The 21,383-nt window shown below is 70.7% G+C and carries 20 protein-coding genes; 11 read left to right on the top strand and 9 right to left on the bottom strand.

Features of this window, described 5'->3' with window-relative positions; translation table 11 throughout:
- Window positions 1-71: 71 nt before the first annotated feature.
- Window positions 72-680, top strand: coding sequence for a Pr6Pr family membrane protein (locus tag DEI85_RS11965; protein ID WP_111123271.1), 609 nt, complete (start codon window positions 72-74; stop codon window positions 678-680).
- Window positions 681-703: 23 nt separating this feature from the next.
- Here DEI85_RS11965 and DEI85_RS11960 read toward each other — a convergent pair whose 3' ends face one another.
- Both DEI85_RS11960 and DEI85_RS11955 read right to left on the bottom strand, forming a co-directional pair.
- Window positions 704-1,387, bottom strand: a complete 684-nt coding sequence (locus DEI85_RS11960; protein ID WP_110861533.1) for a YqaJ viral recombinase family protein — start codon at window positions 1,385-1,387, stop codon at window positions 704-706.
- A gap of 67 nt (window positions 1,388-1,454) precedes the next feature.
- Window positions 1,455-2,666: an ROK family transcriptional regulator gene (locus DEI85_RS11955; RefSeq protein ID WP_110861531.1), complete on the bottom strand. Its 1,212-nt coding sequence runs from the start codon at window positions 2,664-2,666 to the stop codon at window positions 1,455-1,457.
- Window positions 2,667-2,810: 144 nt separating this feature from the next.
- Between DEI85_RS11955 and DEI85_RS11950 the strand changes: the two genes are divergently transcribed.
- The 6 genes from DEI85_RS11950 (at window position 2,811) to DEI85_RS11925 (ending at window position 9,256) form a co-directional block, all read left to right on the top strand.
- Window positions 2,811-3,557: a sugar phosphate isomerase/epimerase family protein gene (locus DEI85_RS11950; RefSeq protein WP_111123272.1), complete on the top strand. Its 747-nt coding sequence runs from the start codon at window positions 2,811-2,813 to the stop codon at window positions 3,555-3,557.
- The gene (locus tag DEI85_RS11945) at window positions 3,554-4,705 is read left to right on the top strand and encodes a Gfo/Idh/MocA family protein (protein ID WP_111090321.1); all 1,152 of its coding nucleotides are present in this window, start codon (window positions 3,554-3,556) and stop codon (window positions 4,703-4,705) included. The genes DEI85_RS11950 and DEI85_RS11945 overlap by 4 nt, the downstream gene beginning before the upstream one ends.
- A gap of 114 nt (window positions 4,706-4,819) precedes the next feature.
- Window positions 4,820-6,121, top strand: a complete 1,302-nt coding sequence (locus tag DEI85_RS11940; protein ID WP_110861527.1) for an ABC transporter substrate-binding protein — start codon at window positions 4,820-4,822, stop codon at window positions 6,119-6,121.
- Window positions 6,122-6,338: 217 nt separating this feature from the next.
- Window positions 6,339-7,334, top strand: coding sequence for a carbohydrate ABC transporter permease (locus DEI85_RS11935; protein WP_111090322.1), 996 nt, complete (start codon window positions 6,339-6,341; stop codon window positions 7,332-7,334).
- Window positions 7,327-8,166, top strand: a complete 840-nt coding sequence (locus DEI85_RS11930) for a carbohydrate ABC transporter permease (RefSeq protein ID WP_017888647.1) — start codon at window positions 7,327-7,329, stop codon at window positions 8,164-8,166. The genes DEI85_RS11935 and DEI85_RS11930 overlap by 8 nt, the downstream gene beginning before the upstream one ends.
- A 142-nt stretch (window positions 8,167-8,308) precedes the next feature.
- Window positions 8,309-9,256: a TolB family protein gene (locus DEI85_RS11925; protein WP_111123273.1), complete on the top strand. Its 948-nt coding sequence runs from the start codon at window positions 8,309-8,311 to the stop codon at window positions 9,254-9,256.
- Window positions 9,257-9,395: 139 nt separating this feature from the next.
- Here DEI85_RS11925 and DEI85_RS11920 read toward each other — a convergent pair whose 3' ends face one another.
- The 5 genes from DEI85_RS11920 to DEI85_RS11900 all read right to left on the bottom strand — a co-directional run bounded on the left by DEI85_RS11920 (window position 9,396) and on the right by DEI85_RS11900 (window position 14,944).
- Window positions 9,396-10,073 (bottom strand): ABC transporter ATP-binding protein, encoded by a 678-nt coding sequence (locus DEI85_RS11920; RefSeq protein ID WP_110861620.1) that lies wholly within the window; start codon window positions 10,071-10,073, stop codon window positions 9,396-9,398.
- 101 nt (window positions 10,074-10,174) lie between these two features.
- Complete coding sequence (locus DEI85_RS11915; protein WP_111123274.1) at window positions 10,175-11,722, bottom strand: ABC transporter permease; 1,548 nt, start codon at window positions 11,720-11,722, stop codon at window positions 10,175-10,177.
- 128 nt (window positions 11,723-11,850) lie between these two features.
- On the bottom strand, window positions 11,851-12,561 hold the full coding sequence (locus DEI85_RS11910; RefSeq protein ID WP_181436323.1) for a glycosyltransferase family 2 protein: 711 nt from the start codon (window positions 12,559-12,561) through the stop codon (window positions 11,851-11,853).
- A complete protein-coding gene (locus DEI85_RS11905) occupies window positions 12,558-13,913 on the bottom strand; it encodes a PIG-L family deacetylase (protein ID WP_258376304.1) in 1,356 nt (451 codons plus the stop codon). Before DEI85_RS11905 ends, DEI85_RS11910 begins: the two co-directional genes overlap by 4 nt.
- Complete coding sequence (locus DEI85_RS11900) at window positions 13,910-14,944, bottom strand: acyl-CoA dehydrogenase family protein (RefSeq protein WP_110861515.1); 1,035 nt, start codon at window positions 14,942-14,944, stop codon at window positions 13,910-13,912. The genes DEI85_RS11905 and DEI85_RS11900 overlap by 4 nt, the downstream gene beginning before the upstream one ends.
- A gap of 103 nt (window positions 14,945-15,047) precedes the next feature.
- Between DEI85_RS11900 and DEI85_RS11895 the strand changes: the two genes are divergently transcribed.
- The 4 genes from DEI85_RS11895 to rplL all read left to right on the top strand — a co-directional run bounded on the left by DEI85_RS11895 (window position 15,048) and on the right by rplL (window position 18,531).
- A complete protein-coding gene (locus DEI85_RS11895) occupies window positions 15,048-15,788 on the top strand; it encodes a response regulator transcription factor (RefSeq protein WP_110861513.1) in 741 nt (246 codons plus the stop codon).
- Window positions 15,785-17,299, top strand: a complete 1,515-nt coding sequence (locus DEI85_RS11890) for a sensor histidine kinase (RefSeq protein WP_181420112.1) — start codon at window positions 15,785-15,787, stop codon at window positions 17,297-17,299. The genes DEI85_RS11895 and DEI85_RS11890 overlap by 4 nt, the downstream gene beginning before the upstream one ends.
- 281 nt (window positions 17,300-17,580) lie before the next feature.
- Entirely contained in the window at window positions 17,581-18,096 is a 516-nt protein-coding gene (gene rplJ, locus DEI85_RS11885; RefSeq protein ID WP_017888663.1) for a 50S ribosomal protein L10, read from the top strand.
- A gap of 51 nt (window positions 18,097-18,147) precedes the next feature.
- Window positions 18,148-18,531: a 50S ribosomal protein L7/L12 gene (gene rplL / locus DEI85_RS11880; protein ID WP_027466380.1), complete on the top strand. Its 384-nt coding sequence runs from the start codon at window positions 18,148-18,150 to the stop codon at window positions 18,529-18,531.
- 173 nt (window positions 18,532-18,704) lie between these two features.
- Here the strand turns inward: rplL and DEI85_RS11875 are convergent, their stop codons facing one another.
- Window positions 18,705-19,631, bottom strand: a complete 927-nt coding sequence (locus tag DEI85_RS11875) for a hypothetical protein (RefSeq protein ID WP_111123277.1) — start codon at window positions 19,629-19,631, stop codon at window positions 18,705-18,707.
- A gap of 207 nt (window positions 19,632-19,838) precedes the next feature.
- Window positions 19,839-21,263 (bottom strand): amino acid permease, encoded by a 1,425-nt coding sequence (locus DEI85_RS11870; RefSeq protein WP_111123278.1) that lies wholly within the window; start codon window positions 21,261-21,263, stop codon window positions 19,839-19,841.
- Window positions 21,264-21,383: the final 120 nt, after the last annotated feature.

Genomic DNA, 21,383 nt, shown 5'->3' with positions numbered 1-21,383 from the left:
GGAAGGGCCCGCACCGGCAACGGTGCGGGCCCTTCCTGCACGTCGGGGTCGTGTCCCGTTACCGTGGAACCGTGCGCACCCTCGTGAACTCGCTCCGACTGATCGCCGTCATCGCCATCGTCGTCGCGGTCGTGGCGCAGTGGCTCGAGAGCTCGCAGACCCCGACCTACTCGTTCTGGAACTTCTTCGGCTACTTCACGATCCAGTCGAACCTGATCGTCGCCGTGGCCCTCGCGGTGACGCTCGTGGCCGCGGCCCGTCGCAAGCGGGCGGACCTCGCCGTCTCGGTGCTCCGTGGTGCCGCGACGGTGTACATCGCGACGACCGGCATCGTCTACAACACACTGCTCACGGGCGCGAACGTGTCGGCCTCGGTGTCGTGGTCGAACGACATCGTGCACAAGATCATCCCGGTGTACGCGGTGCTCGACTGGCTGCTGTTCTCGGATCGCGCACGGCTGCTGCTCCGCCACGTGTGGTGGTTCCTGCTCTACCCGGCGGTCTGGACCACCGTGGTGCTCGTCCGCGGTGCGACCGACGGGTGGGTGCCGTACCCGTTCCTCGACCCGGCGCAGGGCTACGGCGTCGTCGCGATCTACGTCGTCGGCATCGCGGTCTCGATCACGCTGCTCGGCATCCTCGTCGTGGGGATGAGCCGGCTGCGACTGGTGAAGGTCTAACTGGTGGCGGTCCAGCGGACTGTCTAGGAGCGGAAGCCGCGGAGCTTGTCGAGCACCAGATCGGCGAGCTGGACGAGCCCGCGGATCTGGTCGTCGTCGCGGTCGACCCAGCGGCACTCGGGCTCGTCGGCGACCGGCACGAACCCGTCGTGGCGTTCCCAGACGAACAGGGTGCGGTCGGCACCGAGCACGTACTGCTGCCACCAGATCTGCCGGAGGTAGTGCCGGGGGATGCTCCGCCAGGCCTTGCCGGTGGTCTTGATCTCGGCGAGCACCACGCGGGACGACTCGTCGACCCCGACGCCGTCCGGGGTGGCGAGGTGGGCGCGGTTCGCGGCGGCGTGGAACAGGTGCGCCGAGGGCTGGATGCCGTGGGTGGCGGCCACCCAGGCGGCGATGACCGGTTCGCGGTCCTTGCCGTGCTCGGTGAACGCGTTGCCGGAGAACCGGGAGCCGTAGCGTTTCTCGGTGACGACGGCCTCGACGGCGCGCAGCGAGGCGAGCCGGGCGACGTCGGTGGCGGTGATGCCCATGGCGCGGGCGCGGAGCCAGGCGACGCGGTCCGAGGAGTGCGCGACGATGCGCTCGGTGTGGCCGCGCAGGGCGGTGAACGCATCACGCGCAGCCGGGACCGGCGCGGACGACCCGGGAAGGGCCTCCAGACCGGGGTCCAGGTCGCCCCACAGGGTGGGCTGCACGATCGTCACCCGACGATTGTCCCCCCGACCACCGGCAAGACCGAAACCGACGCGCTCACACGGCCGGCGGTGTGCGTCAGGAGACCAGTTCGCGACCCTCGGCGAAGGCGACCAGCTCGTCGACCCCGACGGGGGAGAGGGCGTAGCCGATGGCGAGGGCCGCAGCTCCCTGCAGCGCGGCGAGGGATCCGGCGCGGGACTGCACGATGACGAGGTGCTCACTGGCCAGGGGCATCGAACGGGAGTAGACGACCTCGCGGACGCCGGCGAGCAGGTGCTCACCGGCCTGCGTGATCGATCCGCCGAGTGCGATGACGGACGGGTTGATGAGCGAGATGCAGGTCGCCAGGACCTCGCCGATGTCCCGACCGGCCTGTCGGACGGCGTAGATCGCGTCGAGGTCCGACCGGTTCACCAGGTCGATCACGTCCGCACCGGTGTGCACGTCGTGCCCCTTCGCGCGGAGTGCGCGGGCGATGGCCGGACCGGAGGCCACGGCCTCGAGGCAGCCGGTGTTGCCGCAGTGGCAGGGGACGTCCCCGGCGCGGGAGACCCGCACGTGTCCGATGTCACCCGCGGTGCCCTGGGCGCCGCGCTGCAGCCGGCCCTCGGAGACGATGCCGGATCCGATGCCGGTGGCGACCTTCACGAACAGCAGGTGGTCGACGTCCGGCCAGCCGTGCTCCCGCTCACCGAGGGCCGCGATGTTGACGTCGTTGTCGAGGAGCACGTGGGCGGCGATGTGCTGACGGAGCCACGAGGGCACGTCGAAGCCGTCCCAGCCGGGCATGATCGGCGGGTTGGCCGGGCGGCCGGTGGAGAACTCGACCGGCCCGGGGACGCCGATCCCGATCGCGATGACGTCCTGCCGGCTGCGCCCGACCTCGGCGAGCAGGTCGTCGATCGTCTCGACGAGCCAGGACAGCGTCGGCACCGGACCGGCGGCGATGTCGATCCGGGCCTCGCGGGTCGCGAGCGGTGCCGCGACCAGGTCGGTGACGGCGACGCGACCGTGCGAGGCGCCGAGGTCGGCGGCGATCACGAGCCGGGCACGGGGCTTCAGGGCCACCTGGGCGGGCGGACGGCCGCCGGTGGAGACGGCGGTGTCGACGGCGCCGACCAGCCCGATGTCGATCAGGGAGTCGAGGCGCACGCCGATGGTGGAGCGTGCGAGTCCTGTCAGTGCGGCGAGCTCGGCCCTGGTGCGCGGCACGCCGTCGCGGAGGATCTGGAAGAGCTCGCTCGTCCCGACCGGAGGCGACGCTGCCGTCCGGTTCAAGTCGACCATGTGGGGAGTGAAGCACACATCGTTCGCGCCACGCAATGAAGTCCGTCGACATTCCTCGGACTTCTGCTTGACCGCCGACAAAAGTGCTCGTAGTGTGACGATCGGTCAGTGACGACCGCACCATCTCGACGAGGAGAACCCCTGGTGACCCAACCGCTCTCGGTCCAGCTCTACACGGTCCGCGATGCCCTCAGTGCCGATCTGCCCGGTACCCTGCAGCGCATCGCCGACATCGGCTACACGAACGTCGAGGCCTTCGGCTTCGTCGACAACGCCGACGAACTCGCCGCCGCCCTCCGCGACGCCGGCCTCGCCGCCCCGAGCGGCCACGCCCGTCTGCTGGACGCCGGCGAGCAGGACCTCGAGCGCATCTTCCACGCCTCCACCACCCTCGGCCTCGGGACCCTCATCGACCCGCACATCGACGAGTCCCGCTGGACCACCCGCGAGGACGTCGAGGCGATCGCCCGCGAACTCAGCGCCCTCGCCCCCCGCGCCGCCGACCACGGGCTGGTGCTCGGCTACCACAACCACGCGTTCGAGTTCTCGAACCGCATCGACGGCGTCAGCGCCTACGAGGTCTTCGCCGACGCCCTGTCCGACGACGTCGTGCTCGAGCTCGACACCTACTGGGTGCAGGTCGGCGGGGACGACCCGGTCGCGGTCATCGGCAAGTACGGCGACAAGGTCCAGTTCCTGCACGTCAAGGACGGCGACGGCTCGCACGACGACAAGCAGCAGGTCGCCGTCGGCAACGGCATCATGCCGATCCGCGACATCATCGCCGCCGCGCCCGACGCACTGCACGTCGTCGAGCTCGACGACCACGAGGGTGACGTCTTCCAGGCCGTCGCCGACTCCTACACGTTCCTCGAGGGGGCCCGCGCATGACCGACACCACGACCGCTGCTGCAACGGCAACCGACAGCGCCACGCGCACCGGCCCCGTCGGCGTCGGCGTCATCGGCGCCGGGGTCATCTCGGACCAGTACCTGTCGAACCTCACCGTCTTCCCCGACGTGACGGTCCGCTTCATCGCCGACATCGACCTGCCACGCGCCGCCGCCCAGGCCGAGAAGTGGGGCGTCCCCGGATCGGGCACCGTCGAGGAGCTCCTGGCCGACGACGACATCGAGATCGTCGTGAACCTGACGATCCCGGCCGCTCACGTCGAGGTCGCGCTGCAGGCCCTGGCCGCGGGCAAGCACGTCTGGGGCGAGAAGCCCTACGCCCTCGACCGTGCCAGCGCCGCGGAGCTCCGCGACGCCGCGGCCACCGCCGGCAAGACCGTCAGCGTCGCCCCGGACACGTTCCTCGGCGCCGGCCTGCAGACCGCGCTCCGCACCATCCGCGACGGCCGCATCGGCACGCCCCTGAACGGCCTGACGCTCTTCCAGAGCCCCGGCCCCGAGTCGTGGCACCCGAGCCCGGAGTTCCTCTTCGCGTACGGCGCCGGTCCGCTGTTCGACATCGGCCCGTACTACATCACCACCCTCGTCCAGACGTTCGGACCGGTGAAGAAGGTCACGGCGACGTCATCGAAGTCCCGCGCCACCCGCACCATCGGCTCCGGGCCGAAGGCCGGCACCGAGTTCCCGGTGGACGTCCCGACGAACCACTCCGCGCTGATCGAGTTCGAGAACGGCGGGAGCGCGCAGAGTGTCTTCTCGTTCGAGTCCGACCGTGGCCGCACCGGCTTCGTCGAGATCGCGGGCGAGACCGGCACCGTCGTGTTCCCCGATCCGAACAACTTCGACGGCGACACCGAGCTGTACGCCCTCGGTTCCGAAGAGCCCGAGACGATCCCCGCGGTCGGCTCCACCTACTCGCGCGGCACCGGCGTGGTCGACCTGGCCCGCTCGCTGCGGGCCGGCGACGAGAACCGCGTCCCCGGTGCGCTCGCCTTCCACGTCCTCGACGTGATGGTCTCCATCGCCGAGGCGGCAGAACGTGGCGAGGCGGTGCTCGTCGAGAGCACCGTGTCGCCCTCCCCGACCCTCCCCGAGGGTTGGGACCCCGCGGAACGCACCCTGGCCTGACCGCCAGGGGGCTGCCCGCAACACACAGCAGCACCCGACCAGCACCATCCGCAGCACCAGCTCCACCTCTGCACCATCCCCTGCACCATCTCAACGACGAGAAAGTAGAGAGTCATGCGCACTGCCATCCGCGCACTGGCCATCACCGCGGCCGCCGCACTCACCGTGTCCGGCCTCGCAGCCTGCTCCTCCGGATCGTCCGGCGACTCCGGCGACTCCAAGACGCTCACCTACTGGGCGTCCAACCAGGGCACGTCCCTGCAGAACGACAAGGAGGTGCTGACCCCCGTCCTCAAGAAGTTCACCAAGGAGACCGGGATCAAGGTCGACCTCCAGGTCATCGGCTGGAACGACCTGCAGAACAAGATCCAGACCGCCGTCACCTCGGGCCAGGGCCCGGACGTCGTCAACATCGGCAACACCTGGGCGACCTCGCTCCAGGCCACCGGCGCCTTCCAGGAGTTCGGTGACGCCGAGATGAAGGCGATCGGCGGCGAGGACAAGTTCGGCAAGGTCGCCCTGTCCACCGGTGGCGCGCCCGACAAGACGGTCACGAGCGTCCCGCTCTACGGCCTCGCCTACGGCCTGTACTACAACAAGCAGATGCTGTCGGACGCCGGCATCACCCCGCCCACCACGTGGGAGGAGATGGTCTCGGCCGCCGAGAAGCTGACCAAGGGTGACACCTACGGCTTCAGCCTCGCGGGCGGTTCGTACACCGAGAACTCGCACTTCGCGTTCATCAACTCGGCGCAGAACGGTGGCGAGTGGTTCGACGAGGACGGCAAGCCGACCTTCACCTCGAAGGCCAACGTCGACGGCATCAAGCGCTACCTCGACCTCATGCAGGACTCGAAGGTCGCGAACCCGTCGAACGCGCAGTACGACAACGCGACGCAGTCCACCACGGACTTCGCGAAGAAGAAGGCCGCGTTCATCCTCAACCAGAACAACGCGAACGCGACCATCGAGTCCCTCGGCATGAAGTCGTCCGAGTACGGCGTCGTGGCACTGCCCGCCCCCAGCGGTGGCGAGCAGATCGCGTCGTTCCCGGCCGGCATCAACCTGTCCGTCTTCAAGAACACGAAGAACAAGGACGGCGCGCTCAAGTTCGTCAAGTACATGACGAGCATGGACACGCAGACGACGCTGGACAAGCCGTACTCGGCCCTGCCGGTGCTCGCCGAGGCTGCTGACTCCGTCACGGACGAGCAGACGAAGACGTTCCTCGACATCTACAACAACAAGGCGAAGCCGCTCCCGCTGGTGCCCGCCGAGGACCAGTTCGAGTCCACGGTCGGCAAGGCGATGAACGACATGTTCGCCAAGATCGCGACCGGTTCCAAGGTCTCCGAGGCCGACATCAAGTCGGCGCTGCAGACCGCCCAGGACCAGGTGTCCCAGGCCGCCGGTTGATCCACCCAGGAGGCCCGGGTCGCGTCCGCCGGACGCGCCCGGGCCTCCGCCCCTGACGTTCCAGGGCCGACCACCCGTCGGCCGTGAGGCGCACGCCCCAGGGCCGACCACCCGTCGGCCGTGAGGCGCACGCCCCACGCACCCCGCGCCTCCCGGCCGCTGCCACGGCCCGCGCGGACCGCACCTGCACGCCCCTCCTGCCGAAAGGCCCCACCAGATGTCCACGACGGTCCTGCCCGACTCGGAGCGCATCGACCTGACGCACACGAAGGGCCCGACGATGTCGGGCCGTCCGCCAGGTCGCAAGCGCAAGACCCACTGGCTGCCCTACGCGCTCGTCGCGCCGGCCATCCTGTTCGAGCTGCTCATCCACATCGTCCCGATGCTCACCGGCATCTGGATCTCGTTCATCCAGCTCACCAAGTACTTCATCGCGAACTGGGGTGCCGCGCCCTTCGCCGGGTTCCGGAACTACCAGGTCGTCGTCGACTTCGACCAGGCGATCGGCCGCGGGGTCCTCAACTCGTTCCTCATCACGTGCGCCTTCACGGTCCTCGTGGTCGGGCTCTCCTGGACCTTCGGCATGGCCGCAGCCGTCGCGCTGCAGAAGCCGTTCGCCGGACGCGGGCTCTTCCGCACCCTGTTCCTCGTGCCCTACGCGCTGCCGATGTACGCCGGCGTCATCACCTGGAAGTTCATGTTCCAGCGTGACTCGGGGGCCCTGAACCACCTGCTCGTCGACCAACTCGGGCTGTTCGGCGGGGACGCTCCGTTCTGGCTCATCGGCAACAACGCCTTCGTCGCCGTCGTCGTCGTGGCGATCTGGAAGACCTGGCCGTTCGCGTTCCTGATGCTCATGGCCGGTCTGCAGTCCGTCCCGAACGACGTGTACGAGGCCGCCTCGGTCGACGGCGCCAAGCCGTTCCGCCAGTGGCGCTCGATCACGCTGCCGATGGTCCGCCCGGTCAACGTGACGCTCGTGCTCGTGATGTTCCTGTGGACGTTCAACGACTTCAACACGCCGTTCGTGCTGTTCGGCTCGACCGCCCAGCCGCCCGCCGCTGACCTGCTGAGCTTCCACATCTACAACGCGTCGTTCATCACCTGGAACTTCGGTTCCGGTGCCGCGATGAGCGTCCTGCTCCTGCTCTTCCTGCTCGTCGTCACCGGCATCTACCTCGCCGTGACCAACCGGAGGTCCGTCCGTGCGTGAGACAACTGGCGCCAAGTCCTTCAAGATCATCACCCTGGTCGTCCTGACGCTGTTCACGGTCGTGCCGCTCTACGTGATGATCACCACGGCCATCAAGCCCCTCGGCGACGTGCAGGACAACTTCACGTGGATCCCGTCGAGGATCACCTTCCAGCCGTTCATCGACATGTGGTCGACGGTGCCGCTCGGCCGGTACTTCATCAACTCGCTCGTCGTCTGCACGGTGGCGACGGTGTTCTCGCTGATCATCGCGACGTTCGCCGCCTACGGTGTCTCGCGCTGGAACTTCAAGGGCAAGAGCACCTTCACCACCGCGGTGCTCTCCACGCAGATGTTCCCCGGCGTGCTGTTCCTGCTGCCGCTGTTCCTGATCTTCACGAACCTCGGCAACACCCTGGGCATCCAGCTCGTCGGGTCGTGGCTCGGCCTGATCATCACCTACCTGACGTTCACGCTGCCGTTCTCGATCTGGATGCTGGCCGGGTACTTCGAGACCATCCCGCGCGAGCTCGACGAGGCCGCGATGGTCGACGGTTCGGGTCCGATGGGTGCCCTGTTCCGGGTCATCCTGCCGTCGGCCCGCCCGGGTCTGGTGGCGGTCGGGATCTACTCGTTCATGACGGCCTGGGGTGAGGTCCTCTTCGCCTCGGTCATGACGAACGGCCTCGGTTCGACCCTGGCGGTCGGTCTGCAGCAGTACTCGACGCAGACGAACGTGTACTGGAACCAGGTCATGGCGGCGTCGCTCGTCGTGTCGATCCCGGTCGTGGCAGCGTTCCTCGTGGTCCAGCGCCAGTTCGTCGCCGGCCTGACCGCGGGTGCCGTGAAGTAGAAGGTCGCCCCCTTCCGCAAGGCCCCCTTCCGCAAGACACCGGTGTTCGCGCTCGACGCCCCCGCATGACGCGGTGCGCAGCGTGAACACCGGTGTCTTGCCGTTCCCCACCCGACGAACCGACGACCGACAGGATGGAAGCATGAGCGACGAGACCCGAGGGCGGCAGCTGCTGCCCGGACAGACCAGCCGCGTGCACGTGTACGACGTCGAGTCCCGCACCTCGCGGCTCGTGTTCGAGTCGGCCACGGTGCTCGTGGAGGCGCCGAACGTGCTGGACGCCGAGACCCTGGTGCTCAACGGCGACGGCGACCTGTGGCTGCTGCGGCTGCCGTCGGCCGACAGTGGCACCGTCCTCGACGAGACCGCGCTCGTGCCGGTGCCGATGGACGGCGTCGACGAGATCAACAACGACCACGTGCTCGACCCGTCCGGCAGCTCCGTCGTGGTGAGCGCCCGTGACGGCGAGCTCTACCGCGTCCCGCTGCCCGAGGGCGGCGCCGCGACCCGGATCACCGACGTCGCGTCCGTCCTGCCCACCAAGCGGAAGTTCTACCTGCACGGCATCGCCCCCGACGGCAGCGCCCTCGCCGCGATCGTGGGGGAGCTGTCCGAGGACGGCGTCTGGACGACCGACGTCGCGATGGTCGACCCGGAGACCGGCGAGCCGACGTTCGTCACGCGGGACGAGCACCCCGACGACGGCTGCACCATCAGTCCGGCCGGCGGGATCCTGCTCTGGAACACGGAGCGGTTCACCCCCGGCACCGCGCAGCTGGCCGTGCGCTGGCCCGGGCACGACGGCCCGGTCCGCCTGACGAACGACGACCGGGTGAACTGGTTCCCGCACCTGTCGCCGGACGGTGCACACCTGCTCTACCTGTCGTACGAACCCGGCGTGCAGGGCCACCCGGCCGACCACCGGGTCGAGCTCCGGCTGCTGCCGGGTTCGCTCGTCCGCGGCGCACGGATCGCGGTCCAGCCCGAGACCCTGGTGGCACTCGACGGCGGGCAGGGGACGGTCAACGTGCCGCCGTGGGCCTCCGACTCGTCGTGGTTCGCGTACTGCGACTACCCGGTGGCCCGGTAGCGGCCGGCGCCGGCGCCGGCGCCAGCGCCGGGGCCTGCGGCGTCCTCACGCGCTGAGCGACAGTCCACGCGCCGCCGGACGCGTGGACTGTCGCTCAGCGCGAAACGCGGGAGGACGCCCCGCCCGCCGCCCGCCTCAGCTAGACCTCGCGGACCTGCCCCTGCTTGATGTGCAGGCGCCGCTCGGCACGCTTCGCGACCCACGAGTCGTGCGTGACGATGACGACGGTCAGTCCGCGCTCCCGCCACTGCTTCTCGATGAGCGCCATGATCTCGTCGCGGGTCGACTCGTCGAGCGCACCCGTCGGCTCGTCGGCGAGCAGCACGCTCGGGTTCTTCACCAGCGCCCGGGCGATCGCCACGCGCTGCTGCTGTCCGCCGGACAGCTCGGCCGGCAGGTGCTCCATCCGCTCGCCCAGTCCGACCTCGCGGAGGGCAGCGACCGCACGCTCGCGGACCTCACTCCGGGGCCGGTTCGCGAGCGACCCCGCGAACGCCGTCTCGACGTTCTCGAGAGCGGTCAGCGTCGGGATCAGGTTGAAGCTCTGGAACACGAAGCCGATCTCGGTCGCCCGCAGGTCGGTCAGCGCGCCGTCGCCGAGCTTCGCCACGTCGCGGTCGCCACCGAGGTGGATCGAGCCGGCACTCGGCCGGTCGAGTGCTCCGAGCATCTGCAGCAGCGTCGACTTCCCGCCGCCGGTCGGCCCCTGGACGGCCACGAGTTGCCCCTGCGGGATCGCCAGGTGGACGTTCGTCAGGGCGGTGACGGTCCGGTTCTTCTGCTCGTAGGTCTTGCTCACGTTCGTCAGCCGGTACATCGGACTGGAGGCGCGGCTCGCCTCCGCCTCGCCGGTCGCGGTGTCGGTGCTGGTCACGGTTGCTCCTGTCGTCGGTTCGGTCGTGTCGGTGCGGCCGGGCATCAGGCGACGCTCCGGAGCGCCTCGGCCGGACGGAGCCGGCTCGCGCGCCAGCCGCCGAGCGCGCCGGCGATGAGGCCGCCGAGGATCGCCAGGCCGATGGCCAGCAGGATGATCTCGACGGTCACCGGGGCGTGCAGGACCACGTCGGTCGTCGACGCGGTGCTCGCGCCACCGCCGAAGCCTCCGGCCGGTGCGCCACCCGTCGTGCCGCTGCCCGCGGCCGCGGTCGCTGCGCCTCCGGGCATGCCACCACCGCCACCGGCGCCCCCGCCGGTCGTGCTCGAGGCGCTCGCCGAGATCGTCGGACTGATGACGTTCACGACGAGGATGCCGATCAGGCCGGCCGCGGCGCCGAGCACGCCGCCGATCAGGCCCTGCACCAGGGACTCACCGGCCACCTGTCGGGTGATGCGGCCGTTCGACCAGCCGATCGCCTTGAGGGTCCCGAACTCGCGGGTGCGGCGGGTCACGCCGGAGATCGTGAAGAGGATCGCGATGAGGAACGCCGCGGCGAGCACGACGATCGACAGCCACTTGCCGAGGTTCGAGACCAGGCTCGACGCGGTGCTGAGCGACCCGGACACGCTCGAGGCCAGGTCGGCCTCGGTGGAGACGGTGGCGCTCGTCAGCTTCGCCTGCAGTGCGGACTTGATCGTGCTGACCGCGGAGGAGGACTCCGCGGAGACGTAGATCGACGTGACCTTGCCATCGAGGTCGGCCAGCGCCTGCGCGGTGTCGAGCGGGATGTAGGTGTTCGAGCCCGTGGTCGAGGCCGAGCCGGTGGAGCTGACGATGCCGATGACGGTGAAGTCGGTGCCGCCGATGTCGACGGTGTCGCCGACCGCCTCGGACTCGCTCTTCGCGTACGACGCATCGAGCACGACGACGTCCTTGCCCGCGTCCTTCGCGGCGAAGGTGCGCCCCTTCGTGAGTTCGGTGCTCGTGAGCGGACCGACCGCCGCGCCGGACACCGGGATGCCGGTCACCGTGAACGAGTCGACGCTGAACGACCCACCGCCGAACCCGCCGCCACCGCCGGTGTCCCCGCTCGGCGGGCCCTGCTGGGTCGTGCTGTCGCCGCCGGAGTCGCTGCTGCTGTCCGTGCTGCTGTCGTCGGTCGACTGCTGCTGGACCTGGCCGGAGAACGTGCTGTTCTCGAGGGTCAGCACACCCGTCGCGGCCTTGACGCCGTCGGTGCTCGTGATCGTGGACACGTTCGCGGCGTCCAGGGTGCTCGTGCCGCGCGCGACCGCGAGCCGCGACTGCGACAGGTCGGTCGAACCGCCGTCGTCGTCGCTGTCGCCCTGGCTGCCGAAGTCGAAGCTCGGACGCCCGCCGTTCGTCGACGCCGTCGCGGTCTTGGTGACGGTGATGTCGGTGCCGACGCCGTAGACGGACTGCAGGACGCTCGACTGCGCTGCCTGCACGCCACCCGAGATCGACGACACGATCACCACGAGGGCGATGGCCAGGGCCATCCCGATCGCGATGATGACCGTCTGCTTCTTGCGGTTCGTGAGTTCGCGCCTGAGGTAGGTCAGGAACATGGTTCTCCTCGGTGGTGGCCGGCTGGGTCACCGGCCGCGCAGAGCACGCGGCGGGGCCGACGGAGGAGAACCTAGGCACGCTGTCGATGACCGACCCATCGCTCACCTATGAAGCGACCAAGGCCGCATCAGCCGACGTCGCCGTACCGCTGGCGCAGGTGCTCCGCGTACCCGCCGGGGGTCCGGCCGGCGAAACGCCCGCTCGTCACCACCGGCAGGTCGACGGTGGCGTCCACCCGGAGGCCCAGCGCCCGCGCCCGGGCCACCAGCCGTGCGTCCTCGTGCTCGGGTACGGGGTCGAACCCGCCGAGGCTGACGTACGCCGCGGCGAGCACGCCGAGGTTCGCGCCGTGCACGTGGCCGAGGGCAGCACCGGGCGGGTGCGCCCGCGTCCACCGGTCGAGCACCGCGGGCGCCAGGTCGTCCGGGTCGGGGACGACGGCGCCGACGAGCACCTGCGCACCGGACGCCAAGGCGTCGGACTGCTGGACGAGCCACCGTTCGTGCACCCGGGAATCGGCGTCGGTGTGGGCGAGCCACCGGGTCGCCGGGTCGCCGTCGTGCGTCCGGAGCGCGTGCGTCGCCCCGATGGTCCGTGCCCGACCGACCCCGACACGGTCCGTGGTCAGGACGTCGACCGGGTACCGCTCGACCACCGAAGCGGTGCCGTCCGTGCAGCCGTCGAGCACCACCGTGACGGCGGCGTCGACTCCGGGTCGCTCCGCGGCGAGCCGGTCGACGGCCACCAGGAGCGCGTCGAGGCACGCGGCGATCCGGTCCGCCTCGTCGTGCGCGGGGACGACGACGTCGACGCGTGCACGCGGTTCCGGTCGGCTCACCGGATGATCCCCTCGGTCCGGGCCACCGAGGTGACCGCCGGGCCGGGCAGGACGCTCAGGACGAAGTCCTCCTCCACGTGTCGGAGCAGGGCGGGACGCGGCCACCGTTCGGTCAGCCGCGCGTCCACCGCGTCACCGCTCGACACGGCCTCGTCGTCGGGGTGCCGCCAGTGGCAGGCCACGAGCACGCCGTCGTCGTCGAGCGATCCGAGCACACGGTCGATCGTCGCGTCGAGGTCTGCGGGCGACAGGTAGTACCCGACCTCGGACATCACCACCAGGTCCCAGCGACCGTCCGGCCACTCCGACGGCAGGGCCGCCTGCACGAACCGCGCTGCCGGGGCGCGGCGGGCGGCTCGCTCCAGCGGCGCCGCCGAGATGTCGGTGCCGAGCACGGCGTCCGCGCGTTCGGCGAGGGCGGCGGTCAGGACGCCGGTCGCACAGCCGAGCTCGAGCGCCGACCGGTAGCGCGGGCGGGGGAGCGCCGCCAGCGTCACGGCCCGCTTGCGCTGCTCGTACCAGGACCCGTCGAAGTCCCACCCCTCGGGCTTCCGGTCGTAGTGGGCGTCGAACGACTCGCGAGACCGCGACGGGGCCGGACCCGGCGCGAAGAACCACTCCGTCGTCCGGAGGTGGTGGGCGGCGTGCCGGTCGTCGACGATCGCCTCGTCTCCCGGCGCGGGCGAGAGGGGCCGGGTCTGCGACGGGTAGGCGACGAGGGCGGCACGCTTCCGGGCGACGAGGTCGTCGGGCAGCGACAGTGCCCGAACGTCGTCCCACGGGGCGACCGAGTGGTCCGGGTCGTCCCAGTGCCAGGCCCAGATCGGGTACGCGAGCAGGTCGACGTCGGGGGCGCTCGCCGCGGCGGCCTCGGCGACCTCGCCGGCGATGCGGTGGTCGCGGTGCCCGTCCCCTCGCCACGGCGCGACGAGCAGCACGGGGCGGGCGGCGCCTGCGAGCACGGTGTCGAGGGCGTCGACGACACGGTCTCGGTGTTCGCGGGTCGCGCCGTCCGGGATCCCCACCGAGGCCGACGTCACGTCGGGGCGCAGGGCGCTCAGGGCCGCCACGAACTCGTCGTCACGGGCGGCGGCGAGTGCTTCCGGGGTCGTCGTGGGGGAGTCCGGGTGGGAGCGCTCGCCGCGGGTGAGGAGCAGTACGTGCACGGGGACGCCGGCCTCTGCAGCGGCCGCGATCAGCCCACCGGCGCCGAGTGTCTCGTCGTCGGGGTGGGGTGCGACGACCACCACCGATCCGGTACCGGCGAGGTCGATCGCCGGTGCGTCCAGGCCGTCGAGGAACCCCGTCCACGCCGCCGGGTCGGTGCCCGGCTCGCGGTGGTCGAAGCTCACCACGCCACGCCGCCGCGCTCGAGCACCATCCGGCCGATGCGGGCGAGGTCGCGGGCGCCGTGGTCCTGCAGGACGTAGAGCTCGAGGTCGGCGACCCGCGCGGCGACGGCGGGGTCGGCGGTCAGCGGAGCCGGGCCGATCGTGGCGACCACCCGCTCGCGCACGGCGTCGACCGAACGGCGCACCCGCGACCGGACGGTCTGGGCGAGCAGCCGCCAGTCGGTGTCGTCGGAACCCGGGTCGGACCCGTCGATCCGGGCGGCGGCGTCGGCGAGGGCGTCCTCGGCGTCGGCGAGGTCGGCCACGGTGGCTCCGAGGGCGGCCTGCAGCAGCTCGGACTCCGGGTGCGCCGACGCGGTGTCACGCAGCACCCGGGCGAGCCCGACCGCACCGCCCCACCAGCAGGCCGCGACGCCGATGCCACCCCAGGCGAAGCCCGGACGGCGCAGGTACCAACCGGGAGTGCCGACGGGTCGTGCCAGGACGCCGTCGAAGTCGACCGGTCCGCTCGGCACGTCCGGCATGCCGCGTGCGACCCAGGCGTCGTCGTGCACGGTGACCCCGGGCTGTCGCAGGTCCACGGCGACGAGGACCCGCTCGTCGCCCAGGTGTGCGGTGACCAGGGCGTGCGAGAGCGTCGAGGCGAGCGAGCACCACGGCTTCGTGCCGTGCAGCAGGACCGTGCCGTCGTGCTGCGGCGCTGCGTCGAGCCGGAGGCCCGGCCCCTCGGCGGCGAAGACGCCCCAGGTCGAGCCGTCCGGGGCGTCGACCCCGGCCTGTGCCAGGATCCCGAGCGCGTCCAGGTGCGGTTCGACGGTGCGGGCGGTGGCGACGTCCGCCGCGGCGACCGCGGCGAGCGTGCCGAAGAACCCGCCGGCCGCACCGGCGGACAGGGGTGGGGTGGTGACGGCGACCGCCCGCGCGACCGCGAGGCGCTCCGTCGGTGACGAGCCGGGCCTCCCGGTCGTCCGTTCGATCCGCTCGGTGTCCAGGTGCCGGGCCGACGGGGGCCAGGCTGCAGATCGCAACATGCTCCCAACGTACGGAGCGGTAGATGGGGACGTGTCCTCGATCCACAGAACGCACTGGGCCGTGCCACAGACGACTCATAGGAACTTCTCGATACTCGAAGACGTGACCATCTCCCAGCCCGCAGCAGCCCCGCGCCTCACGCGTGCCGACGGAACCCCGTTGCGCATCCTGGTCGTCGACGACGAAGCCAGCCTCACCGACCTGTTGTCCATGGCGCTCCGCTACGAGGGCTGGGACGTCAAGAGCGCGAACGGCGGGCAGGACGCCCTGACGACCGCGCGGGAGTTCAAGCCCGACGCGATGGTGCTCGACGTGATGATGCCGGACCTCGACGGCCTGCAGGTGCTCAGCCGGCTGCGGCAGAACAACGACGACACCCCGGTGCTGTTCCTCACCGCGAAGGACTCCGTCGAGGACCGCGTGACCGGGCTCACCGCTGGCGGCGACGACTACGTCACCAAGCCGTTCTCCCTCGAGGAGGTCGTGGCGCGCCTGCGCGGGCTCATCCGCCGCTCGCAGATCTCGATCTCCGAGGCCGGCGACTCCCGCATCGTCGTCGGCGACCTGGTGCTCGACGAGGAGTCGTACGAGGTCTCCCGCGCCGGCCGGCCGATCGAACTGACCGCCACCGAGTTCGAGCTGCTCCGGTTCCTGATGCGCAACCCCCGTCGGGTGCTCTCGAAGGCGCAGATCCTGGACCGCGTGTGGTCCTACGACTTCGGTGGCAAGTCGTCGGTCGTCGAGATCTACATCTCCTACCTGCGCAAGAAGATCGACGCCGGTGAGACCCCGATGATCCACACGGTGCGCGGCGTCGGGTACGTCATCAAGCCGACCTCGTGACCCTGCGGCGTCGGCTCGTCCTGAGCATCGTCGCCCTCGTCGTCGCCGTCAGCGCGGTGATCGGGGCGGCCAGCATCATCGCGCTCGCCTCGATCCAGACCAGCGCGATCGACAAGCAGATCACCGGCGCCACCCACCGGGCGCAGCGGTACCTGCAGCAGAACCAGTCGGGGCAGCCGAGCATCGACCTGTCCCGACCGTCCGGCCAGGCCGCCGGTACCCTGACCGCGTACTTCGTCGACGGGCAGGTCGTCATCGCGAACGTGCTCGACGACTACGGCCGCCCGAGCGGGGTCCCGCAGACGAGCGCCGAGGCACTGGGGTCCGTCCGGGTGGACGCCGACCCGGAGACGATCGACCTCGGGTCGGACGTCGGGCGGTACCGCCTCGCCGCCGTCAACGTCGGCCCGGCCGTCCTGGTCGTGGGGCTCCCGATGGCCCCCGTCTACGACAGCGTCTGGAAGCTCTTCGGGGTCGTCCTCTCCGTCGTGGCGACCGCACTGGTCGCCGGTTCGGTCGTCGCCGCGTTCGTGGTCCGGCAGTCGCTCCGACCGCTCGAGCGCGTCGCGGAGACCGCGTCCACCGTCGCCCGCATGCCGCTCGACCGCAGCGACGCCCTCGACGGCGTCCGCGTGCCCGACACCGACCCCCGGACCGAGGTCGGCCGGGTCGGCAGCGCGTTCAACCGCATGCTGGGGCACATCGGCAGTGCGATGCAGGCGCGGGAACGCTCGGAGCAGAAGGTGCGGCAGTTCGTCGCCGACGCCTCGCACGAGCTCCGGACCCCGCTCGCCTCGGTGCGCGGGTACGCCGAGCTCACCCGGCGCATGGGCGGCGACCTGCCGAAGGACGTGGTCTACGCGATGAGCCGCATCGAGTCCGAGTCCATCCGGATGACCTCGATGGTGGAGGACCTGCTGCTCCTGGCCCGGCTCGACGAAGGCCGCGAGATCCAGTTCGCCGAGGTCGACCTGACCGGGCTGGTGCTCGACGCCGTGAACGACGCACACGCCGCCTCACCGGAACACCCCATCGAGGTCGACGTCCCGCCGGAGCCGGTGACCATCACGGGCGACGCCGCACGCCTGCACCAGGTCATCGTGAACCTCGTCACCAACGCCCGGACCCACACGCCCGAGGGCACCCGCATCACGGTGGGCCTCGCCCCGGTCGACGGCGGCGTGGACCTCACCGTGCGCGACACCGGCCAGGGGATCGACCCGGAGTTCCTGCCGAAGCTGTTCGAGCGCTTCGCCCGGGCAGACAGCTCGCGGTCCCGCACGGTCGGGTCGACCGGCCTGGGGCTCGCCATCGTGGACGCGGTCGTGCAGGCGCACGGCGGCCGGGTCGAGGTCACGAGCGAGCCGGGGGACACCGTGTTCACGGTGCACCTGCCCCGCGACCCGGCTGCGGCTGCCGCCGCGGCAGGGGCTGTCGCGTCGTCGTCGGCTGACCCGGCCGGGTCCGCGGACTGGTCGGCGACACCCGCTGCGGTGGACGGCACCCACTGACGGTCGGGAGGCGCGGGGCGGGGCCGCCCCGCGCCTCCAGTGGGGGTGTTTGGTGACGCCCACGGCGTCTGGTACAGTTCTCGAAGCCAAAGACCGCCGGATGTCGTGCTGCTCGCAACGTGTTTGTGAACATCGTGACCGAAGGTCCTCACTCGTGAGGCATCCCGCGCAGGTGTTCCGAACCACTCCTCCCGTTCTCGGGGGAGCAGCTCCGAGCCTCTGCGCCGGAGCTTTTTTCGTTCGTGGACCTGGGGCTGCCGGCAAGACCCCCAAGGAGAACCATGGCGAACAAGGAAGCTGCGGTCGCCGAGCTCACGGAGTCCTTCCGTAGCTCGAACGCCGTTCTGCTCACCGAGTACCGCGGTCTCACGGTCGCGCAGCTCAAGGAGCTCCGCAACTCGATCCGTGAGCACGCCACGTACGCCGTGGTGAAGAACACGCTGACCAAGATCGCGGCGAACAACGCCGGCATCTCGTCGTTCGACGACGAGCTCGCCGGTCCGTCCGCTCTCGCCTTCGTCCACGGTGACACCGTCGCCGTCGCGAAGTCGCTGCGTGCATTCGCCAAGGCGAACCCCGAGCTCGTGGTGAAGGGCGGTTACTTCGACGGTAACCCGCTCACCGCGACCGAGGTGGACAAGCTCGCCGACCTCGAGTCCCGTGAAGTGCTGCTCGGCAAGCTCGCCGGCGCACTCAAGGCCTCGCTGTTCGGTGCTGCGTACCTGTTCCAGGCACCCCTCTCGCAGGCCGTCCGCACCGTGGACGCCCTTCGCGAGAAGCAGGAGTCCGCGGCCTGATCAGGCTCGCGTTCATCAACCACACGTACTAGCTAGTAGTAGGAGAAAATCATGGCGAAGCTTTCGCAGGACGAGCTCATCGAGGCCTTCAAGGAGCTCACGCTCATCGAGCTCTCGGACTTCGTGAAGAAGTTCGAAGAGGTCTTCGAGGTCACCGCGGCCGCCCCGGTCGCCGCTGCCGCCCCCGCCGGCGCAGCTGCTCCGGCCGAGGCCGCTGAGGAGAAGACCGAGTTCGACGTCATCCTCAAGTCCGCTGGTGACAAGAAGATCCAGGTCATCAAGGAGGTCCGTGGCCTGACGTCGCTCGGCCTCGGTGAGGCCAAGGCGCTCGTCGAGACCGCCGACGCCAAGATCCTCGAGGGTGCGAACAAGGAGACCGCCGACAAGGCGAAGGCGACCCTCGAGGCCGCTGGCGCCACGATCGAGCTCGCGTAGTCTCGACCGTTCCGGTCACGAAGGCCGCTGCCCCTCGGGGCGGCGGCCTTCGTCGTGTGCGGGGCGCTGCACGGGGCGGCGACCGACGACGTCCCGGCGACGTTTCGCGCTGAACGACACTTCACGCATGCTCCGGTCCGTGAAGTGTCGGTCAGCGCGTGGGCTCGTACAGCTCAGATGAGGACGCCGTGCGAGCGGAAGAGCGCAAGGAGGCGGTCGGGCTCGACGAGGTGCCACCAGGTCACGCGGATGACGGCCCTGACTGCGGGGAGCGCGCGGAGCCGGTCCTCACGACGTTTCTCGGCCCAGAGGACGTCCGCGGGATCGCGCCCCTGCAGCATCGACGGATCGACGTACTTCTGCCGGCCGTCGAACTCGACGACGACGCCGAGCGACGGGAACCAGAAGTCGACGCGGTCGACCGTGCCGTCGCGGTGCCGGAACTCGACCTGCGGCTCGCACGACGGGAGCCCGACTTGCACGAACCGGATCGCGGCGAACGATTCGCCGACGGACTCGTGCCGTGCATCGAGAGCCGAGAGGACCGTCTCGGCGTGCACCGAGCCGCGTGCAGGACGGACGGGGACCACGCCGCGGAGGTCGTCCAGCGTGAGCACCCCCTGACGGATGCCCGCATCGACGGCCACGGCGGCGACGTGGGGCGACCCTGTCGTGATGAGCGCCGTCGCGGTGTCCAGGGGCGCCGTGACCGGTACGCCGTCGAACGCTGTGGCAGCGGTCCGCGGGATCGGACCAGTCGGGTGTCGGATGAGACCGGCTCGGTGCTGGATGACCGAGACAGCTGGGTCGACCGCGTGGACCCGATCCGGTGCGTCCCCGACCAGTGGCCAGCCGTGGATCAGCGCGGCGGTGACGTGGGAGAACACCGAGCCGGGACGCAGCCGTGGCGCGATGGCCCGTGCACGGGCGAGGTGCTGGCCGACGGAGCTCAGCGCGTCCCACTCCTCGGTCACGATGTACACGCCCGCGAGCAGGCGGACCAACGACCCCGAGGCGTGCCGGCGTTGCAGGAGTCTCGCGTTGGTCGGGTCCTGTGCGGTGGCACGGAGCAGGTGCGGGCGGTGGGTGCTCTCGTTCATGCCGTGATGCTCGTCGTCGGCGGCCGCCGACGGTGTCCCGACAGGGCATCTGTGGACGAGGTGGTCTCCATGTGGCCGCTGTGGACGAGGAACCGCGTCGCGAGTTCACGCGCTCAGCGACAGCTCACGGGGGACGGCGCGCGTGAGGTGTCGGTGAGCGCGTGAGATCGTCGCGGGGCGGGCGCGGCGCGGTGCCGCGGCCGCGCGTCAGCGCAGCGTGCTGTGGCGGCGGCCGTAGGCCAGGTAGAGCAGGGCGCCGGCGGCCATCCAGATGCCGAAGGCGATCCAGGTGGTGGCGCCGAGAAACACCGCGAGCAGCACGCAGCTCAGGGTGCCGAGGATCGGCACGACGGGGAACAGCGGCACCCGGTACGAGCGCTCCAGGTCGGGCTGCGAGCGGCGAAGCACGATGACGGACACGTTCACCAGGGCGAAGGCGACGAGGGTGCCGATGCTCGTCGCGTCGGCGAGCTCACCGAGGGGCACGAGCGCGGCGACGATCGTCACGGCGATCCCGATGATGAGCGTGTTCGCGATCGGGGTGCCGGTGCGACGTGAGACCCGCCCGAAGACCTTCGGTACCAGGCCGTCGCGGGACATCGTGAGCAGGATGCGGGTCTGGCCGTACAGGACGGTGAGGACGACGCTCGCGATCGCGACGACGGCGCCGATCGAGAACACCAGGGCGACGAGCGGCTGCCCCGTGACGTCGACGACGATGCGGACGAGTGACGCTTCGGACGACGAGAACGCCGTCCACGAGCGGGCCCCGACGGCGGCGATCGCGACGAGGATGTACAGCGCCGTGATGAGCGCGATCGAGCCGATGATCGCCCGGGGCAGGTCACGGCGGGGGTTCTTGGCTTCTTCACCGGCGGTCGAGGCGGCGTCGAAGCCGATGTACGAGAAGAACAGCCGTGACGCGGCGGCGGTGACCCCGGCGGCGCCCATCGGGGCCAGCGGCTCGAAGTTCTGCGCCCGGAACGCCGTGAACGCCACGACGACGAAGAAGACCAGCAGGGCGATCTTGACGATGACCATGACCGTGTTCACCCAGGCGCTCTCGCGGGCACCGGGCAGCAGCACGACGGTGGCGAGCAGGACCAGGACCGCCGCGGGCAGGTTGACCACGCCGCCGTCGACCGGGGGAGCGGAGAGTGCGGTGGGCAGGTGCAGGCCGAACACGCGGAGGGTCTCGTCGACGTACTCGCTCGCACCCACCGCGACCGCGGCCACCGAGACGGCGTACTCGAGCACGAGGCACCAGCCGCAGATCCAGGCGATGCCCTCGCCCATCGTGGCGTACGTGTACGAGTAGCTGGACCCCGACGTCGGGACGGCGCCCGCCATCTCGGCGTAGGACAGCGCGGACAGCAGCGCGGCGATCCCCGCGACGACGAACGAGATCCAGACGGCGGGACCGGCGAGCGGGACCGCGGTGCCGAGGACGACCAGGATGCCGGTTCCGAGCGTGGCCCCGACGCTGATCATCGTCAGCTGCCAGACGCCGAGCGACCGACGGAGCGGTTCACCGTTCACACCACGGGAGGCTTCGGCCTGCAGCTGCTCGATCGGCTTGCGGCGGGCGAGCTGCGCCCCCAGGGACGTGGGACGTGACGGCGCGGACGACATGGGACCTCGGTGGTGCGGGGACGGGGACGGCACATGCTCGCACGCCCCCTGAACGGGGTCAAATACTGCGGTGCTGTGGAGTGGCGGTCGATGTCCGAGCGCGGGGCTACGGTGGCTCCA

It is taken from the genome of Curtobacterium sp. MCBD17_026 (genome assembly GCF_003234895.2).
GTDB lineage: Bacteria > Actinomycetota > Actinomycetes > Actinomycetales > Microbacteriaceae > Curtobacterium > Curtobacterium flaccumfaciens.
This window is presented reverse-complemented; position numbering and strand designations above follow the sequence as displayed.

Coding starts and splice junctions, on each gene's coding strand:
- DEI85_RS11940 (WP_110861527.1), top strand. CDS start 4,820: ATGCGCACTGCCATCCGCGCACTGGCCATCACCGCGGCCGCCGCACTC.
- DEI85_RS11915 (WP_111123274.1), bottom strand. CDS start 11,722: ATGTTCCTGACCTACCTCAGGCGCGAACTCACGAACCGCAAGAAGCAG.
- rplL (WP_027466380.1), top strand. CDS start 18,148: ATGGCGAAGCTTTCGCAGGACGAGCTCATCGAGGCCTTCAAGGAGCTC.
- DEI85_RS11955 (WP_110861531.1), bottom strand. CDS start 2,666: ATGGTCGACTTGAACCGGACGGCAGCGTCGCCTCCGGTCGGGACGAGC.
- DEI85_RS11900 (WP_110861515.1), bottom strand. CDS start 14,944: ATGTTGCGATCTGCAGCCTGGCCCCCGTCGGCCCGGCACCTGGACACC.
- DEI85_RS11870 (WP_111123278.1), bottom strand. CDS start 21,263: ATGTCGTCCGCGCCGTCACGTCCCACGTCCCTGGGGGCGCAGCTCGCC.
- rplJ (WP_017888663.1), top strand. CDS start 17,581: ATGGCGAACAAGGAAGCTGCGGTCGCCGAGCTCACGGAGTCCTTCCGT.
- DEI85_RS11920 (WP_110861620.1), bottom strand. CDS start 10,073: ATGTACCGGCTGACGAACGTGAGCAAGACCTACGAGCAGAAGAACCGG.
- DEI85_RS11875 (WP_111123277.1), bottom strand. CDS start 19,631: ATGAACGAGAGCACCCACCGCCCGCACCTGCTCCGTGCCACCGCACAG.
- DEI85_RS11925 (WP_111123273.1), top strand. CDS start 8,309: ATGAGCGACGAGACCCGAGGGCGGCAGCTGCTGCCCGGACAGACCAGC.
- DEI85_RS11945 (WP_111090321.1), top strand. CDS start 3,554: ATGACCGACACCACGACCGCTGCTGCAACGGCAACCGACAGCGCCACG.
- DEI85_RS11935 (WP_111090322.1), top strand. CDS start 6,339: ATGTCCACGACGGTCCTGCCCGACTCGGAGCGCATCGACCTGACGCAC.